At 70.9% G+C, this 16,891-nt stretch carries 16 protein-coding genes; 8 read left to right on the forward strand and 8 right to left on the reverse strand.

What is annotated here, in order from left to right:
• The first annotated feature begins 5 nt into the window (after window positions 1–5).
• The gene (locus tag H5965_RS38785; RefSeq protein WP_310976028.1) at window positions 6–803 is read left to right on the forward strand and encodes a hypothetical protein; all 798 of its coding nucleotides are present in this window, start codon (window positions 6–8) and stop codon (window positions 801–803) included.
• Here the strand turns inward: H5965_RS38785 and H5965_RS38790 are convergent.
• A complete protein-coding gene (locus H5965_RS38790; protein WP_310976029.1) occupies window positions 752–1,924 on the reverse strand; it encodes a macrolide family glycosyltransferase in 1,173 nt (390 codons plus the stop codon). The genes H5965_RS38785 and H5965_RS38790 overlap by 52 nt on opposite strands.
• 262 nt (window positions 1,925–2,186) lie before the next feature.
• Between H5965_RS38790 and H5965_RS38795 the strand changes: the two genes are divergently transcribed.
• From H5965_RS38795 to H5965_RS38820, 6 genes are all read left to right on the forward strand, one after another.
• Complete coding sequence (locus tag H5965_RS38795) at window positions 2,187–3,767, forward strand: alpha/beta hydrolase (RefSeq protein ID WP_310976030.1); 1,581 nt, start codon at window positions 2,187–2,189, stop codon at window positions 3,765–3,767.
• Window positions 3,768–3,920: 153 nt separating this feature from the next.
• Entirely contained in the window at window positions 3,921–4,820 is a 900-nt protein-coding gene (locus tag H5965_RS38800) for an ABC transporter ATP-binding protein (RefSeq protein ID WP_310976031.1), read from the forward strand.
• Entirely contained in the window at window positions 4,817–5,548 is a 732-nt protein-coding gene (locus tag H5965_RS38805; protein WP_310976032.1) for an ABC transporter permease, read from the forward strand. Before H5965_RS38800 ends, H5965_RS38805 begins: the two co-directional genes overlap by 4 nt.
• A 57-nt stretch (window positions 5,549–5,605) precedes the next feature.
• Complete coding sequence (locus tag H5965_RS38810) at window positions 5,606–6,229, forward strand: hypothetical protein (RefSeq protein WP_310976033.1); 624 nt, start codon at window positions 5,606–5,608, stop codon at window positions 6,227–6,229.
• Window positions 6,226–6,537 (forward strand): transcriptional regulator, encoded by a 312-nt coding sequence (locus tag H5965_RS38815; protein WP_310976034.1) that lies wholly within the window; start codon window positions 6,226–6,228, stop codon window positions 6,535–6,537. Before H5965_RS38810 ends, H5965_RS38815 begins: the two co-directional genes overlap by 4 nt.
• A gap of 1 nt (window position 6,538) precedes the next feature.
• The gene (locus tag H5965_RS38820) at window positions 6,539–7,846 is read left to right on the forward strand and encodes a DNA polymerase IV (protein WP_310976035.1); all 1,308 of its coding nucleotides are present in this window, start codon (window positions 6,539–6,541) and stop codon (window positions 7,844–7,846) included.
• A 336-nt stretch (window positions 7,847–8,182) separates the two neighbouring features.
• Here the strand turns inward: H5965_RS38820 and H5965_RS38825 are convergent, their stop codons facing one another.
• The 5 genes from H5965_RS38825 to H5965_RS38845 all read right to left on the reverse strand — a co-directional run bounded on the left by H5965_RS38825 (window position 8,183) and on the right by H5965_RS38845 (window position 13,594).
• Window positions 8,183–9,259 (reverse strand): glycoside hydrolase family 88 protein, encoded by a 1,077-nt coding sequence (locus H5965_RS38825; protein WP_310976036.1) that lies wholly within the window; start codon window positions 9,257–9,259, stop codon window positions 8,183–8,185.
• 83 nt (window positions 9,260–9,342) lie between these two features.
• The gene (locus H5965_RS38830; RefSeq protein WP_310976037.1) at window positions 9,343–9,987 is read right to left on the reverse strand and encodes an FCD domain-containing protein; all 645 of its coding nucleotides are present in this window, start codon (window positions 9,985–9,987) and stop codon (window positions 9,343–9,345) included.
• The gene (locus H5965_RS38835) at window positions 9,984–11,009 is read right to left on the reverse strand and encodes an ABC transporter permease (protein WP_310976038.1); all 1,026 of its coding nucleotides are present in this window, start codon (window positions 11,007–11,009) and stop codon (window positions 9,984–9,986) included. Before H5965_RS38835 ends, H5965_RS38830 begins: the two co-directional genes overlap by 4 nt.
• Complete coding sequence (locus H5965_RS38840) at window positions 11,006–12,544, reverse strand: sugar ABC transporter ATP-binding protein (protein ID WP_310976039.1); 1,539 nt, start codon at window positions 12,542–12,544, stop codon at window positions 11,006–11,008. The genes H5965_RS38835 and H5965_RS38840 overlap by 4 nt, the downstream gene beginning before the upstream one ends.
• A 75-nt stretch (window positions 12,545–12,619) precedes the next feature.
• Window positions 12,620–13,594, reverse strand: a complete 975-nt coding sequence (locus tag H5965_RS38845) for a substrate-binding domain-containing protein (RefSeq protein WP_310976040.1) — start codon at window positions 13,592–13,594, stop codon at window positions 12,620–12,622.
• 368 nt (window positions 13,595–13,962) lie between these two features.
• On the opposite strand from H5965_RS38845, the gene H5965_RS38850 reads away from it, so the two are divergent.
• Window positions 13,963–15,090, forward strand: coding sequence for a CapA family protein (locus tag H5965_RS38850; RefSeq protein ID WP_310976041.1), 1,128 nt, complete (start codon window positions 13,963–13,965; stop codon window positions 15,088–15,090).
• A gap of 120 nt (window positions 15,091–15,210) precedes the next feature.
• Here H5965_RS38850 and H5965_RS38855 read toward each other — a convergent pair whose 3' ends face one another.
• The gene (locus H5965_RS38855) at window positions 15,211–16,230 is read right to left on the reverse strand and encodes a family 2 encapsulin nanocompartment cargo protein polyprenyl transferase (RefSeq protein ID WP_310976042.1); all 1,020 of its coding nucleotides are present in this window, start codon (window positions 16,228–16,230) and stop codon (window positions 15,211–15,213) included.
• Window positions 16,230–16,891, reverse strand: a 662-nt coding sequence (locus H5965_RS38860; RefSeq protein WP_396136982.1) for a family 2B encapsulin nanocompartment shell protein, incomplete at its 5' end; no start/stop codon positions are given. The genes H5965_RS38860 and H5965_RS38855, both read right to left, overlap by 1 nt.

Raw genomic sequence — 16,891 nt, forward strand, 5'->3', positions numbered from 1 at the left:
GAATCGTGCTGGCGCGGAACCCGAGGTGGCAGCCGCCGGAGTACTTGAGGAACGGGCTGGCGAGCCCGATCGCTTCGGACCGGATGACGGCACTGGACGGGTTGAAGCGCCTGAACCGGGTGGGCAACGACCTGGTGAGGGCAAGGACGGCGGAGGAGATCCGCCGCCTGGCGGACGACAGCCGGACGGTCTCCGCGGCGGCGGTCACCTGGGCGGCGGAGGCCGAGGCGCGGACGGGGGTGGCGGCGCCGGATCGGGTTGCGGTCGAGCCCGCGCCGGTGCCGGAACTCGCGCCGGAGGGCGCCGCCGCCGAGGCCGGGCCGCGGATCACGCCGGAGGTGGCGCCGGGGCCGGGGCGGGTTGCTGCGGAGGCTGAGCGGCGGATTGCGTCGGAGCCGACCGTTGCCGGGTCCGTGCCGCTGTTCGCGCCAGGGTCGAAGCCGGAGCGGGTTGCTGCGGAGGCTGAGCGGCGGATTGTGCCGGAGCCGGCCGTTGCCGAGCCCGAGCCGCGAATCCCGCCAGGGCCGCCGAGGGGAGCTCAAGCGGCACCGGCGGCTTCGGCCGGGGAGCCATCTCCCCGGCCGAAGCCGGTCCGGGCTGGTCCGTCGCCGCGGCGCGCCGCCGGGTGGCGGGATGAGCCGTTCGCCGACCCGAAGGTCTACTTCATCGAGGCCGGCGTGCTGGCTTCGATGCTGGTCGTGGTCCTCGTCGGCGGCATCGCGAACAACTGGATCTTCCTGCTGCGGCGGCCTCAGACCACAAAGGACTCCACGGCATCGGCGGCGAACGAAACCCCGCCGTGACCCCGGATCTCCGCCTTCAGCTCCGCCAACCTCGCAGCCACCGAAGCCGACGACGACACCTCATCCACCGCCTCCCGCAGCGATGAAGCCGTCACCTCGGAGGCCGGCAGGTGGCGGCCCACCCCCAGCGCCTCCAGCTGGGCCGCGTTGCCGAACTGGTCCGCCGCCTGGGGAATCGCCACCGTCGGGACGCCGAACCACAGCGCCTCCGTCGCTCCGCCCATCCCCGCGTGCGTGATGAACGCCGACGCCGCCTCCAGCACCGCCAGCTGCGGCACGCTCTCGGCCACCTCCACCGACGGCGGCAGCGGCCCGAGAGACGCCGGCGAGACGTGCTTCCCGATCGCCAGCACCACGTGCCAGTCCTCGGCGAACGCCTCGACGCACGCCCGGTAGACCGGAAGCTGGTCGTTGAACGCCGTCCCGAACGACACGAGCAGCACCGGACGTCCCGACGACGGCGGGGTCCACGACCGGTCGGCCAGCCGCGCCGGATCCAGGCACGGCCCGACGAACCGCACGTGCGGTCCCACCCGGTCCGCCGACGGCTGCATCGCCCGGGGAATCAGCGAAAGCACCTGCGCCGGGTGCCCGAGCCACTCCCACGGATCCGCCGAAACCCCGTGGGACGCCAGCCACTTCGCCAACGTGGCCGCGTAGTCCACACCGGACGGTGACGCCTTGATCGGGTCCATCACCGGCGCCATTTCTTCGTCGTAGCCTTCCCACGCCACCAGCGTCGGCGACAGCTGGACGGCCGGCACGCCGTACCGCGACCCCAGCAGCGGCGCGCCCAGCCCGCCGATGTCGTACAGCACGAGATCCGGCCGGTCGTCGTCGAACCGCTCGATCAGGCCGGGGTGGATCGCGATGGCTTCGTCGAGGAAGACGCGCATGGCTTCAGCCGGCTCTTCCGGCCACACGGCCGCTTCGCCGAGCGGGAAGATCGTCGGGTGCTCGACGACGTCGGCGCCCGTCGGCGCGACCAGCGACGCCAACGGCGACCCGACGACGTAGGACACGCGGTGCCCGCGGCGGACCAGTTCGGCGATCACACCCAGCGACGGGTAGATGTGGCTCGGCGCGGTGCAGCCGACCATGACGATGTGTTTGCGCAGCATGGTGCTCCTTCAAGCCGGAAAGACCAGACGGCGCGCAGGTGAAGGGGCTCTCCCGATCGGCGGGGAGCCCGGCGGTCACGCCGTCTCAGACGAGGCGGAGCCGGATGAAGAAGATCATGGAACCGACCGTACGGGATCCCGGAACGTCCGCGCCACCCGATTTCCACCCTTCGTAGGGCGTTCGTGCTCGGCCGTCCCGTCGGACCCCTTGCCGGGGCTAGGGTTTCTTCCGCTCGAAGACGCCCGGAAAAGGGAGAAATCAGTGAGACGTGCCGTATTCGCCGCCGCGGCGGTGGTGGCGTCCGCGCTCGTGGTTGCGCCCGCCGCGAACGCCGCGCCGGCCGCAAGTGCCGCGCCGGACGCGAAACAGGCATCGATCGCCTGGGGACCGTGCACCGACGCCACGCTGTCCGGCGCCGGCGCCGAATGCGGGTACCTCGGCGTGCCGCTCGACTACCGCAAGCCGGGCGGGGAGCAGGTCCAGCTCGCCGTCAGCCGCGTCAAGCACAAGGTGCCCGACGCGCAGTACCAGGGCGTCATGCTGACGAACCCGGGCGGCCCCGGCGGTTCCGGCCTGCTGCTGGCCACCCGCGGGCCCCGGATCCCGAACCACGCCGGCGACGCCTACGACTGGATCGGCTTCGACCCGCGCGGGGTCGGGGCCAGCAAGCCCGCGCTGAGCTGCGACAAGAACTACATGGACTACAACCGGCCGCAGTACGTGCCGTTCACCCCGCAGCTGGAGAAGACCTGGCTGAACCGCGCCAAGGGGTACGCCGACGCCTGCGCGAAGAACAACTCGCGGGCCCTGCTGGAGAACATGAAGACGACCGACACGGTCAAGGACATGGACTCCCTCCGCAAGGCGCTCGGCCAGAAGCAGCTGAACTTCTACGGCTACTCCTACGGCACCTACCTCGGTCAGGTGTACGGCTCGCTGTACCCGCAGAACGTCCGGCGGATGGTGCTCGACTCGACGGTCGACCCGCGCGGTGTCTGGTACGGCGACAACCTCAACCAGGACGTCGCCTTCGACCGGAACATCCTGATCTGGTTCGGCTGGGTCGCCCAGCACGACGACGTCTACCACCTCGGCAAGACTCAGGCCGCGGTGCAGCGGGTGGTGAACGAACAGCTGCTCAAGACGTCGTTCACCCCGGCCGGCGGCGTGATCGGGCCGGACGAGATCCTCGACGTCATCCAGCAGGCGAGCTACTACCAGCTGCGGTGGCCGCCGCTGGGCGACGCGCTGTCCCGGTTCGTGAACAAGGGTGACTGGCAGAACTGGAAGTCGCTCTTCGAGGCCTTCGGTGGCCGCGGCGACGACAACAGCTACGCGGTCTACCTCGCCGTGCAGTGCACCGACGTCCAGTGGCCGCAGAGCTGGAACCAGTGGCGGCGCGACAACTGGCAGACCTTCGCCAAGGCGCCGTACTTCACCTGGCAGAACGCCTGGTTCAACGCGCCCTGCCTCTATTGGCCCGCGAAGGCCGGGAAGCCGGCGAAGATCGACGGCCGGGGCGTCCCGAGCGTGCTGATGATCGACGAGACGCTGGACGCGGCGACGCCGTTCGAGGGCAGCCTCGAGGTCCGCAGCCGCTTCCCGGGCGCGTCGCTGATCGCCGAGCCGGGCGGCACCAGCCACGCGATCACCCCGCGTCAGAACGCGTGCGTCGACACCAAGATCGCGGACTACCTGGCGACGGGCGCCCTTCCGGCCCGCAAGCCGGGCCGCGGGGCCGACGTCGAGTGCGCCCCGCTGCCCCAGCCGGATCCGACGGCACCGGCGGCGGCCAAGGCCGACGTCGCGGCCACTCAAGGCGCTGGGCGGTTCGCCGGCTGACCTGCGAAAACCCTCGGAAACGGGGTGTCGGGCCCAGCGCCCGGCACCCCGTTTTTCGTGCTTTCCGGCGCCGGGGGCTTTGAACCCTCGTGGACTTTGTGTTACAAAGTGCGCAGCAACTTTGCGCTACAAAGTCCACGAAAGGAGGACGCCATGACTGGGGGACCGGCGTTCGCGCTCCACGGCCTCACCAAGCGGTTCGGGCAGGTCACGGCGGTCGACGGGGTGTCCGTCGAAGTCGCCCGCGGGGAGGTCGTCGCGCTGCTCGGGCCGAACGGCGCGGGCAAGTCGACCACCGTCGACATGCTGCTCGGCCTGACCAAGCCGGACGCGGGGGAGGTGACCGTCGCGGGCGGCACCCCGCGCGCGGCCGTCGACCGGGGGCTCGTCGGGGCGATGATGCAGAACGGCGCGCTGCTGCCGGACGCCACCGTCGGCGAGATCGTCGGCCTGATCGTCTCGACGCACGAGAACCCGCTGCCGGCCGCCGAGGTGATCGCCCGCGCGGGCTTGGAAAAGCTCGTGAAACGCCGCTGCGGCAAGCTGTCCGGCGGGGAGCGCCAGCGCGTCCGGTTCGCCCTGGCCCTGGCCGGCGACCCGCAGCTGCTCGTGCTCGACGAGCCCACCGCGGCGATGGACGTCGACGGCAGGCGCGCGTTCTGGGCCGCCATCCGCGAGTTCGCCGCCGGCGGCCGGACCGTGCTGTTCGCGACGCACTACCTCGCCGAGGCCGAGGACTACGCCGACCGCGTCGTGCTGATGCGCCACGGCGTCGTCGTCGCCGACGGCCCGGTCGCCGAGGTTCGGGCCGCGGTGTCCGGCCGGGTGCTCAAGGCCGTCGTGCCCGGCGCCACCGACGCGGACCTCGCGTACCTGCCCGGCGTCACGAGCGTGCAGCTGCGCGGTGGCCGCGCCGAGCTCGCCTGCGCCGACTCCGACGCCGCGATCCGCGCCCTGCTCGCGGCGCACCCGCAGGCGTCCGACATCGAAATCACCGCGCTGGGCCTCGAAGAAGCCTTCCTGGCGCTGACCGCCGAGGAGGCCGCCGCGTGAACAAGACGTATCTGAGCCTGGAGATCAAGCGGATCGTCCGCAGCCCGCAGTTCACCATCTTCACCATCGGCATGCCGCTGGCCATGTTCCTGCTGTTCGGCTCGATCTTCGGCAAGCTCGTGACCCCGAACGGCCTGGCTTCGAACGTCCAGACCATGATCAACCTCGCCGCGTACGGCGCCAGCGGTGGTGCCCTGTTCACCGGGACGCGGGTGGCGCAGGAACGCACCGACGGCTGGCAGCGGCAGCTGCGGCTCACGCCGATGCGCGGCCCCGGCTACCTGGTGGTCAAGGTGCTGTCGGCGATGGCCGTGGCGCTGCCGGTCCTCGTGGTGCTGTTCCTCGCCGGGCTGGCGACGGGCGTGGAGATGTCCGCCGCGCAGTGGGGCCTGGTGCTGGTGTCGCTGTGGCTGGGCGTGCTCCCGTTCGCCGTGCTGGGCCTGGCCATCGGCCTGTTCGGCAAGGGGGACACGGTCGGCGCCGTCACCGGCGCGCTGATGATGCCGCTGGGCATGCTCGGCGGCCTGTGGATCCCGCTCTGGGTGCTCCCGGACTGGATGGCGACCGTGGCGCACTTCTTCCCGACGTTCTGGCTCGGCCGGGTCGGCCTCGAACCGCTGGCCCACCAGGGCGGGATGCTCGTGGCGGCGCTCGTGCTGCTGGGCTGGCTGGTGGTGCCGGCGCTGGTCGTGCTGCGCCGGTTCCGGCTGGACACGGCGCGGCTCTAGATGCGTGTTAGCTTCCGTGCAGTGCTGCGGGGTCTGCACGGGAGGAGGGCGAACCAGGTGGAAGACGAGCCGATGTCGGCCGAGGAGTCGCTGAACCTGATCGCCCGGCAGAACCAGCGGACGCGCCGGGAACTGGGCGGGGGCCCGGCGCGGATGCTGGCGGCCTGGGCCTTCGCCTGGATCGTCGGCTGGGGTTTCACCTACGTGACGGTGCAGCCGGGCGTCGCGATTCCCGGCTGGGTCGCCGGTGCCATCGTCGTCCCGCTGCTGTTCCTGGGCGCGATGGCCTACACGACCTACACCAGCATCCGGTCCGGCCGCGGGATCCGCGGGCCGTCCCGCACGATCGGCGCGATGTACGGCTACGGCTGGGCGCTCTCCTCGATCGGGCTGATGGTCGTCGACATCCGGATGACGCAGTTCCAGTCGTTGTCGTCGGAGCAGGTGTCGCTGCTGTGGTCGGGCACCTGGCTGCTGCTCACCGGCGTGATGTACCTGGCGGGCGGCATGGTGTGGCAGGACAAGCTGATGTACGGCCTCGGCGCGTGGATGATCGTGTCGGCCGCGCTGAGCGTGCTCGTGGGCTACCCGCACAACTTCCTGGTGCTCACCGTCTGCGGCGGCGGCGGGTTCCTGCTCGGCGCGATCGTCTACTTCGTCCGCGAGAAGTCCGGCCGATGAGCGAACTGCCCCAGCTCGACCCGGTCATCCACGCCCAGGCGCGGCTGCGGGTCACCGTCGCCCTCGCCGGGCTGCGCCCCGGCGACCAGATCACCTTCTCGCGCCTGCAGCAGCTGCTCGACATGACGGCCGGCAACCTCTCGACCCACCTGCGCAAGCTCGAGGACGCCGAGTACGTCGAGATCACCAAGGCCTACGAGCACCGCACGCCGGTCACCCTGGTCCGGCTGACCACGGCCGGCCGGGCCGCGTTCGAGAGCTACACCAAGGCGCTGCACCGGCTGCTGGACGCCACCGGCGGGGACTGACGTGGCCCGCTGGGTGATCCACCTCGACCTGGACGCCTTCTACGCGTCGGCCGAGCAGCTCACCCGCCCGACGCTGGCCGGCCGTCCCGTGCTCGTCGGCGGGACCGGGCCCCGCGGCGTCGTCGCCGGGGCCAGCTACGAGTCCCGGGCGTTCGGGATCCGCTCGGCGATGCCGATGGCCCAGGCCCGGCGGCTGCTGCCGGCGAACGGCGTGATCGTGCCGCCGCGGTTCCGCGTCTACGAGCGGCTCAGCCAGGAGGTGTTCGCGGTCGTCACCGAGGTCGCGCCGGTGCTGGAGAAGATCTCGCTCGACGAAGCCTTCGCCGAACCGCCTTCGCTGGTCGGCGCTTCCTTCGACGAGGTGACGGCGTTCTGCGCGTCGCTGCGGGCGCGGATCCGGGCGGAGACCGGCCTGGTGGCGTCGATCGGCGCGGGCAACGGCAAGCAGATCGCGAAGATCGCCTCCGACGAGGCCAAACCGGACGGGCTGCTGGTCGTCCCGCAGGGCACCGAACGCGAGTTCCTGGCGCCGCTGCCGGTGCGCGCGCTGTGGGGCATCGGCCCGGTCGCGGAGGGGAAGCTGCGGTTCATCGGCGTCCAGACGCTCGGGCAGCTGGCGGCACTGTCCGAACAGGACGCCGTGGCGACGCTCGGCGGCGTGATCGGCCGTGACCTGCGCCGGCTGGCGACCGGCGCCGACGACCGCCCGGTGGCCGGCCGCGCCGAGACCAAGCAGGTCAGCGCCGAGACGACGTTCGACACCGACATCAAGGACCTGCCGACGTTGCGGGCGGAGGTCCGCCGGATCGCGGTGGGCGCGCACCAGCGGCTGGTCAAGGCCGGCCGCGTGGCGCGGACGGTGGTGATCAAGCTCCGGCACACGGACATGCACACGGTGACCCGCTCGGAGACCATCTCCGCGCCCACGGACGACCTGGCCGAGCTGTCGGCGACGGCGGAGCGCCTGCTGATCGACCCGGCCGAGTTCGGCGGCGTCCGCCTGGCGGGGGTGGCCTACAGCGGGCTGTCCGTGCCCCACCAGGACGCGCTGTTCTCCCTGGCCGCGCCCTCGGCCCCCACGGTGGTGTCGTCCACCCCGGCGCCGTCCCCCGCGGCACCGCCGTCGGAGTGGCGCCAGGGCGACGACGTGGTCCACGAGGAGTTCGGCACGGGCTGGGTCCAGGGCGCGGGCCACGGCCGGGTGACGGTCCGCTTCGAGCACCGGTCGTCGGGCCCCGGCGTGGCGCGCACCTTCCCCCAGACGGACCCGGCCGTGACCCGCGGTGACCCTGGCGATTGCCTACGCTGAAGTGCCACATCACTGGGGCATTTCGGCCTAGGCAGCCGAACAGCCCTGCAGCTTCGCCACCTGCTGGCCCGCCAGCAGGAACGCGCTCGCGCCGGCGTCCGTTGTGGCCCCGCACCTTTCCTCAGTCGGCCCCGGCCCGCGGCGACCCTGGCGATTGCCTACGCTCCGGTGTCACTGTCGGGCGTTTCGGCTTAGGCTCGTCAGGAGGAGCGCGCTCACGTCGAACGCCGGTGTCCGGTGTGGCCGCGCACCTTCCCCCAGTCGGACCCGGCCCTGACCCGCGGTGACCCTGGCGATTGCCTACGCTGAAGTGTCACATCACTGGGGCACTTGGGCCTAGGCAGCCGAACAGCCCTGCAGCTTCGCCACCTGCTGGCCCGCCAACAGGAACGCCCCCACGCCGAACGCCGACGTGTCCGTCGCCTGAGCCGTCGCCGGGCGGTCGCCCACCGGCTGGACGTACCCCACCTTGCCGTCGGCCTGCAGGGCCTTCGTCGACAGCGCCGTCCACGCCTTGTCCACCACCGGGCGGAACCGGGCCGCGTCGAGGATGCCCGCGTTGATGCCCCAGCCGATCCCGAACGCGAAGAACGCCGTGCCGCTGGACTCCGGGCCGCCGTGGTTCCACGGGTTCAGCAGGTCCGAGTTCCAGAAGCCGTCACGCCGCTGGGCCAGGGCCAACGTCGAAGCCATCCTCTTGAACACGCGCAGGTACTCCGGCCGCCGCGGGTCGTCGGCCGGCAGCACCTGGAGCACCTTCGTCAGCGCCGCCAGGGCCCAGCCGTTGCCGCGGGACCAGAACACGCCCGAGCCCTTGAACCGTGCGTCGCGGTACCACAGGCCGGTGAACTCGTTGAACAGCTTGCGTTCCGACGAACGGAAGAGCTGGTCCATCGCGTCCAAATAGGACGGATTGTGGTCGATCAGGCTCATCCGCGCGAACGACGGCATCGCCATGTTCAGCGCGTCGGCGTAGTTCCAGTAGTCGCGGTGACCCGCCTGCACCGAAGCCACCTCGGCCTGGATCCGGGTGCGGATCGAGTCGAGGGGGATTTCCGGGTGGAAGTACGTGTAGAGGTCGAGGTAGGCCTCGCCGGCGGCCTGGTTGTCCGGGAAGAACGGCCGCTTCGGGTCCTCGGGGAGCAGGTACTTGTTGGCCTGGGCCCACGGGTACGTCTTGTGGTTGGACTGGCCGGTGGTCCGGACCAGGGCCAGGTTGCCGACGTGGAACGTCGCGTTCTGCCAGTCCGGTGCGTCGGGGTTGGTGCCGTTGGCGGCCCAGTAGTTGCCCGCGGACACCATTTCGTCGGAGATCGTGCAGGTCGCGGCGGCCGCGACCGGGGTCGTCAAGAGACCGCCCGCCACCGCCGCGGCCGCGAGCACGCCGAAACCGCGAATTCCCGGGAAACGCATGAAAAGCGTCCTCCTCAACAGGTCATGGCGGCGGTCGTCCGCAGCGAGTGAAGCGCGTCCCGGTAACCGTGTCAAGGTACCGATCACCGGTACGCCGCAACGGTTTCCAGCAATCGGCGGCACGCGGACTCGGCGCCGTCGGCGTTCTTCGCCAGCACCAGCGTCAGCACCCGGGAATGGGCCACCAGCTCCATCGGCTCGCCCTGCGCCCGCAAAGCGGCGGCCACCGGCACCTGCAGCTGCGCGATCAGCGTGTTCCCCGACGCCCGGATCAGCGCCGCGTGGAACCGCGAATCGGCGTCCTGGAACGCTTCGCCCTCGCCGCGCTCGACCGCGTCGGCCATCTGCGCGTAGGCCGCCGCCATCGCCGAAAGCTCGTCCGGACGCCGGTGCCGCGCCGCCATCCGCGCTGCCTGCGGTTCGATGGCCAGCCGCAGCTCGAGGAGCTCGCGCAGGTGCTCGCGGCCGCCGGGACCGCCGACGCGCCAGGCGATGACGTCCGGGTCGATCGCGTCCCACGCCTCGGGTGGCAGCGTCCAGGTGCCGACCCGCGGGCGCGCGGTGACCATGCCCTTCGATTCGAGCACGCGCAACGCCTCGCGGACCACCGTGCGGGACGCGGAGAACCGGCGGCCGAGCTCCTCGGGGACGAGCGGCTGCCCGTCCCCGAGGACGCCTTCGACGATGAGCCTGCCCAGTTCGTCGACGATCCGGGCGTGGAGGTTCACTCCGGCAGGCCGACGCGCCGTTCCCCGCTGCGCAGCTGCTGCAGCACGACCGCGATCACCAGCAGCGCGCCGTGGGCGACGTTCTGCCAGAACGGGTTGATCCCCAGCCCGGACATGCCGTTGTCGAGCACGCCCAGGATGACCACGGCGAGCACGGTCGAAATGATCGACCCGCGGCCGCCCTTGAGCATCGTCCCGCCGAGCGCGGCGCCGGTGACGGCCTGCAGTTCCAGGCCTTCCGAGCCGGACGTCGGCTGGCCGGAGCCGGTGCGGGCGGTGATCAGCACGCCCGCGATCGCCGCGACCACGCCGACGAGCGCGTACACGCCGATGATGTACCGGTTGATGTTGATGCCGGCCAGCCGCGCGGCCGTGTCGTTGCCGCCGATGGCGTAGACGTTGCGGCCGATGTCGGTGTACTTGAGCAGGAAGTGCAGCAGCGCCGCGACGATCAGGAACACCCACACCAGCGACGGCAGGCCCGCGATCGCGCCCTTGGCCAGGAAGATGAACAGGTCGTCGCCGCCGGTGTAGCCCTGCGCCTTGCCGTCGGAGATGACCTGCGCGATGCCCTTGTAGGTGGCGAGCATGGCCAGCGTCGCGACCACCGGGTTGACCCGGCCGAAGATGATGATCATGCCGTTGACCAGGCCGCAGAGGATGCCGACGCCGACCGCGGCGAGGATGCCGACCTCGGCGTTGCCGGTCGAGGTGAACACCATCGCCGAGATCACCGACGCCAGGCCGGCCATCGAGCCGACCGAGATGTCCAGCGCGCCGAGGATGATCACCAGCGTCTGCACCAGGGCGAGCAGGCCCATGATGGTGATCGCGCTGCCGATGAGCAGCAGGTTGTTGGTGCGGAAGAAGTTCTCGTTCAGCACGCTCAGCAGGATCACCAGCGCGATCAGCGTGATGATCAGGCTGGAGTTCTGGACGCCGATGCCGGTCAGCACGCGCCGCGCGGCAGACGGCTGCGGCGCGGCGGCGGGCGCCGAAGTTTCCTTGGTGGGGGTGCTCATGCGCCGATCTCCTGGGCGTCGTCCACGGCTGGTTCGGTTTCGGGGATGGCGAGGGTCAGCACGGCTTCCTCGGTCGCCTCTTCGCGGCCGAGCTCGCCGGCCAGGCGCCCGGCGCGCATCACGAGGATGCGGTCGGCCAGCGTCAGCACCTCGGGCAGGTCGGAGGAGATGACCAGCAGCGCGATGCCCTCGGCGGCGAGGCCGTCGATGATCCGGTAGATCTCGGCCTTCGCGCCGACGTCGACCCCGCGCGTCGGCTCGTCGAGGATCAGCAGCTTCGGCCGCCGCGCGAGCCAGCGCGCGAGGACGGCCTTCTGCTGGTTGCCGCCGGAGAGCTTCCGGACTTCCTGCTCCATCGACGGCGTCCGCACGCGAAGCTCGCGTACGTACTCCTCGACGAGCGCGCGCTCCTTCGCCCGCTTCACCACCCGGAAGCGGCGGAGGCGATCGAGGACGGCGATGGAGACGTTGTCGCGTACGGATCGCTGCATGAGCAACGCGTCCGTCTTGCGCTCTTCGGGCGCGAAGCCGATGCCCGCTTTGACGGCGTCACCCGGGTTGTGCGCGCGCAGCCGCTTGCCGCCGAGCTCCACGGTCCCGGACCGGATCGGCAGGTCGCCGACGATCGCGCGGGCCAGCTCGGACCGTCCCGCCCCGACCAGCCCGGCCAGGCAGACGACCTCGCCCGCGCGGACCTGCAGCGAGATCCCGGTGACGTCGTCGGTCGTGACGTCGGTCAGCTTCAGGACCACGTCCCCGGTGTCCTGGGTGACGCGGCGCTCGAGCGCGGAGAGGTCGCGGCCGATCATCATCCGGACCAGGCCGGCCTCGTCGGTCTCGGCGGCCCGCTGGACGCCGACGAGCTTGCCGTCGCGCAGCACCGCGACGCGGTCGGCGAGCTGGAAGATCTCCTTCATCCGGTGCGAGACGTAGACGACCGCGACCCCGCTGTCGCGCAGCCGCCCGATCAGCCGGAACAGCGCCTCGACCTCGTGTTCCGACAGCGACGACGTCGGCTCGTCGAAGGCGATGACCCGGGGCGGGGTGGCCGCGGTGAGCACGCGCAGGATTTCGACGAGCTGGCGTTGCGCGGGGGAGAGCGCGGCGCCGAGGGTGGCCGGGTTGAGGACGCCTTCGAAGCCGTACTCGACGAGCGCGTCGTGCGTGGCCTTGGTGAGCGTGCGGCGGCTGAACACCCGGGCCTTCGCGGGGAGTTCGCCGACGAAGACGTTCTCCGCCACCGAAACGTGCGGGATGATCTCGGGTTCCTGGTAGATCACGCGCACCCCGGCGGCCATCGCCGCGCGCGGGGTGTCGAAGGTGACCTCGGTGCCGTCCAGGAGCAGCCGGCCGTCGTCGGGGCCCTGGTCGCCGGACAGCACGCGCAGGAGCGTCGACTTGCCGGCGCCGTTTTCGCCCATCAGCGCGAGGACTTCGCCGGAGCGGAACTCCAGCGAGACGTCGTCGAGGGCGGTGACCCCGGAGAAGCGCTTGCCGATGCCCTCGACGGCGAGTGCGGGAGGGGAGCTGGACATGGTCGCCTTCCGTACGGCGGTCGTGAGTGGTCAGGCGGGTTGGAACCCGCCTGACCACTCACGAGGGGTGGGCGGTCAGGTGCAGTTGACGCCGGCCTGCTTGTAGTTGTCCTTGTTGACGATCGTGGTCTTGGCGATCGTCTCGGCGGGCAGTTCCTTGCCGTTCTTGACCTTGTCGACCAGCACCTGGATCGCCGAGCGGCCGACCTCGGCGCCGGAGATGTAGAGCGCGGCCTTGTTGCCGGTGTCCTTGCCGGCGGCCCAGTCCTTGCAGTCGAGGTAGGCCCCGAGCCCGACGCCGATGATGTTGTTCGCCGCCACGCCGGAGTTGGCCAGCGCGGTGACGACGCCGGTCTCGTTCTCGTCGTTGCAGCCCCAGACGACCCAGTGCTTGACGCCCGGGTTGGAGCCGATCACCGCGCCGGAGCGGTTCTGCGCGTCGACCGGGGAGTTGTCGGTGCCGACGTCGATCACCTGGACGTCGGCGCCCGCGGCCTTGGCGAACGCGGACTTCGCGGCGTTGACGCGGTCCGTGCAGACGGTCAGGTCCTGCTTGAACGCGCTGATGATCTTCGTGTCGGCGGCGGCCCAGCCCGCGGCCTTGAACAGCTTCCCGGCCTCGGTGCCGACCGAGTCGCCCATCTGGCTGCCGTTGAAGCCGACGAACGGCGCCTTCGCGCCGGAGCCGTCCTTGATGACGTCGTCGGAAGCGATCAGCGGGATGCCCGCGCTCTTGGCCTTGTCGATCACCTGCGGGCCGATCGCCTGGTCCGGGACGACGATCGCGACGCCGTTGGCGCCCTGCGCGACCGCGGCGTCGAGTTCGGTGATCGCCTTGTTGGCGTCCTGGCCGAGGTTGACCACCTTGAGCTCGACGCCGAGCTCCTTCGCCTTCTCCTGCGCGCCCTGGGCCTGCTCGACGAAGTACTGCTGGTCACCCTGTTTCTGCAGGTAGTACAGGGTGACCTTGCCGTTGGCGGGTGCCTGCTGCTGCGGTGCCGCGGTGTCCTTGCCGGAGGAGCAGGACGCCAGCAGGGCACCGGAAATCAAACAACAACCAACAACGCTCCAGGTCCGGAACCTGTGCGGGTGTGTGGACATCGAGTGCTCCCATGGGGGCCGAGGTCGAGTGGTTCGTTCGGGGTTCATGAAGTGACTCGTATTACAAAACACCCGTTCGAGGAGCGTCAAGGCGCAGTTAGCGGAGCGAGACCTACTCTGCGTAGTTGCATCGTGGCAAGCAGGGGAGTCAATTATCGTATTTTTTCCGGCCTGTCCTGCGCGTTGTCCGGTTTTGTCCTGTGCGAATGTTCTGATCGGTGTTGTCGACTGTGGTGGAAGTTTCATCGCGGACCCGGACGGCGTGGCTGTCCGATTCGCCCGGCTGGCAGGATGGCCGGACCACGTTAGGGGGACCGATGACGAAGCACCGCGTCGCCGCGCTCGCCGGGATCGCCGTCCTGGCGGCCGCCTGCAGCAGCCCGCCGCAGCAGGGGCCGGCGCCGACGCCGTTCCCGGATTCGACGGCCTCCTCCTCGGCCGCCGCGCCCGACGGGTCGTTCAGCGTCGTCGCCACCGGTGACGTCCTGATCCACCCGGCGCTGACCGAGCAGGCCGAGGCCGACGGCGGCGGCAAGATCGACTACCGGCCGCTGCTGGCCGGGATCAAGCCGCTGATCTCCGGCGCCGACCTCGGGATCTGCCACCTCGAGACGCCGCTGGCGCCGGAAGGCGGGCCGTACAGCGGGTACCCGTCGTTCAGCGCGCCGCCGGAGATCGCCGACGCGCTCAAGGACATCGGCTACGACACCTGCTCGACGTCGTCCAACCACACGATCGACCAGGGCGCCGAGGGGGTCACCCGCACCCTGGACAAGCTCGACGCGATCGGCGTCAAGCACACCGGCTCGGCGCGGTCGGCGGCCGAGGCCGCGAAGCCGCTGATTCTGGACGTCCACGGCGTCAAGGTCGCGCAGGTGTCGTACGCGTTCGGGTTCAACGGCATCAAGGTGCCGGCCGGGAAACCGTGGCTGGCCAACCAGATCGACGTCGACGACGTCCTGGCGGCGGCTCGCAAGGCGAAGCAGGCCGGGGCACAGGTCGTCATCGCGAGCCTGCACTGGGGCGTGGAGTACCAGCACGACCCGACGGCCGAACAGCGCTCGCAGGCCAAGAAGATCCTGGCGTCGGACGACGTCGACCTGATCGTCGGCCACCACGCCCACGTGGTCCAGCCGTTCGAGAAGATCGGCGGCAAGTGGGTGGCCTACGGCCTTGGCAACAGCATCGCCCGCCACTCCGAACCCAAGGGCGACACGGAGGAAGGCGCGGCGGCCCGCTTCCGCTTCGTCCGCGACGGCGACCGCTGGAAGGTCGACAAGGCCGAGTACATCCCGACCCTGATCCGCCTGGACGCCCCGATCCGCCTGATCGACTTGTCGACATCCCCGCCGTCGCCCCCGGTCACCAGGGCCCTCCAGGACACGGACAAGAACATCCTCAGCCTCAACGCGGCCAAGTCCGGCCTCACCCGCCCCGGCCCGTAACGGACGACACGCGTACGCAGACGGACGACACGCCGGGCCGGGCACGTGCTCGCCGTGTCGTCCGTCCAGGTACGCGTGTCGTCCATCGGGGTACGCGTGTCGTCCATTCCGGTACGGGTGTCAGTGGGTGCGGGTGGTGATGAGGCGGGCCAGGGTGGCGAGTTCGGCGGTGGCCCGGGAAGGTGGGGCGGCGGTGGTGAGGTCGCGCAACGCCTTGGCCAGCAATGCTTCCGCCTGGGCCTGACTCCACTGGCGGCCGCCCGCGGCGTCGACGAGGGAGGCCGCGCGGGCGAGGTCGGATTCGTCCAGGGGGTCGCGGCGGGCGTAGAGGGTGGCGAGGTCCGCGCCGGCGGGGGTGCCCGAACACAGGGCCGTCACCACCGGCAGGGACTTCTTGCGGTTCTGGAGGTCCGAGTACACCGGCTTGCCCGTGACGGCCGGGTCGCCCCAGATGCCGAGCAGGTCGTCGATGTGCTGGAACGCCAGGCCCACCGCGCGGCCGAACGCGCCGAAGCGGTCCGCGCCGGCCGTTCCGAAGGCCGCCCCGAGCGTGCAGGACGCACCCAGCAGGGCCGCCGTCTTGCCCTCGGCCATCCGTACGCACTCGGTGGGGGTGACGTCGTCGCGCTGCTCGAAGTCCAGGTCCGCGGCCTGGCCTTCGAGCAGGGCCAGCGTCGCGGCCGACAGCACCTTCGCGTTCGCCGCGCCGCTCGGCGCCAGCACCTCGAACGCCAGGCTCAGCAACGCGTCCCCGGCCAGCACCGCCGGCCCGGTGCCGAACACCGTCCACGCCGTCGCGCGGTGACGGCGGGTGGTGTCGCCGTCCATGACGTCGTCGTGCAGCAACGAGAAGTTGTGCACCAGCTCGACCGCGACGGCGGCGGGCACGGCATCGGCCGCCTCCCCGCCCGCGGCTTCCGCGCACAGCAGCACCAACGCCGGCCGCAGCGCCTTGCCGCCGTCGCCGGCCGCCGGGCGCCCGGCCGCGTCCTGCCAGCCGAAGTGGTAGGCGGCGATCCGCCGCATCGCCTCGGGCAGCCGCTCGGCGGCGGTCCGCAGCGCCGGCTCGACGAGCCCCTTGCTCCACGCGAGGACGTCCGCCAGGGGACGGGCGGCGGTGCGCGTGTTCATGGTGGTCATCAGCGACCGACCTGGACGTCGTCGAGGGCGCCGAGTGCGTCGGGGACGAGGACGGCGGCGGAGTGGTAGGCGCTGATGAGGTAGGAGGTGATGGCGCGTTCGTTGGTGCCCATGTGTCGGATGTTGAGTCCGGGTTGGTATTGGTCGGGGAGGGTTTTGGGTCGGAGGCCGATGACGCCGGCGTCGTCTTCGCCGGTGCGCATGGCGAGGATGGTGGTGGTGCCGGTGGTGGTGATGGGGATTTTGTCGCAGGGCAGGATCGGTACTCCGCGCCAGGCGATGACCCGTTTGCCGTCCAGGACAGCAGTATCCGGGTAGATGCGGCGGGTGGTGCATTGGCGGCCGAAGGCGGCGATGGCGTGGGGGTGGGCGAGGAAGAAGCGGGTTTTGCGGCGGCGGCAGAGCAGGTCGTCGAGGTCCAAGGGTGTCGGTGGTCCGGTGCGGGTGGTGAGGCGTTGGTTGAGGTCGGTGTTGTGCAGGAGCCCGAAGTCGGTGTTGTTGATCAGTTCGTGTTCTTGTCGTTCCCGCAGGGCCTCGATGGTGAGGCGGAGTTGTTGTTCGAGCTGGTTGATGGGGTGGTTGTAGAGGTCGGTGACGCGGTTGTGGACGTGGAGGACGGTTTGGGCGACGGCGAGGTCGTATTCGCGGGGTGAGGGGTCGT

The sequence above is a fragment of the Amycolatopsis sp. 505 genome (genome assembly GCF_031625235.1).
GTDB lineage: Bacteria > Actinomycetota > Actinomycetes > Mycobacteriales > Pseudonocardiaceae > Amycolatopsis.

Bases quoted from the DNA above. Each gene is read 5' to 3' on its own strand.
- H5965_RS38790 (WP_310976029.1), bottom strand. From the start codon at position 1,924: ATGCTGCGCAAACACATCGTCATGGTCGGCTGCACCGCGCCGAGCCAC.
- H5965_RS38800 (WP_310976031.1), top strand. From the start codon at position 3,921: ATGACTGGGGGACCGGCGTTCGCGCTCCACGGCCTCACCAAGCGGTTC.
- H5965_RS38815 (WP_310976034.1), top strand. From the start codon at position 6,226: ATGAGCGAACTGCCCCAGCTCGACCCGGTCATCCACGCCCAGGCGCGG.
- H5965_RS38825 (WP_310976036.1), bottom strand. From the start codon at position 9,259: ATGCGTTTCCCGGGAATTCGCGGTTTCGGCGTGCTCGCGGCCGCGGCG.
- H5965_RS38835 (WP_310976038.1), bottom strand. From the start codon at position 11,009: ATGAGCACCCCCACCAAGGAAACTTCGGCGCCCGCCGCCGCGCCGCAG.
- H5965_RS38840 (WP_310976039.1), bottom strand. From the start codon at position 12,544: ATGTCCAGCTCCCCTCCCGCACTCGCCGTCGAGGGCATCGGCAAGCGC.
- H5965_RS38850 (WP_310976041.1), top strand. From the start codon at position 13,963: ATGACGAAGCACCGCGTCGCCGCGCTCGCCGGGATCGCCGTCCTGGCG.
- H5965_RS38855 (WP_310976042.1), bottom strand. From the start codon at position 16,230: ATGACCACCATGAACACGCGCACCGCCGCCCGTCCCCTGGCGGACGTC.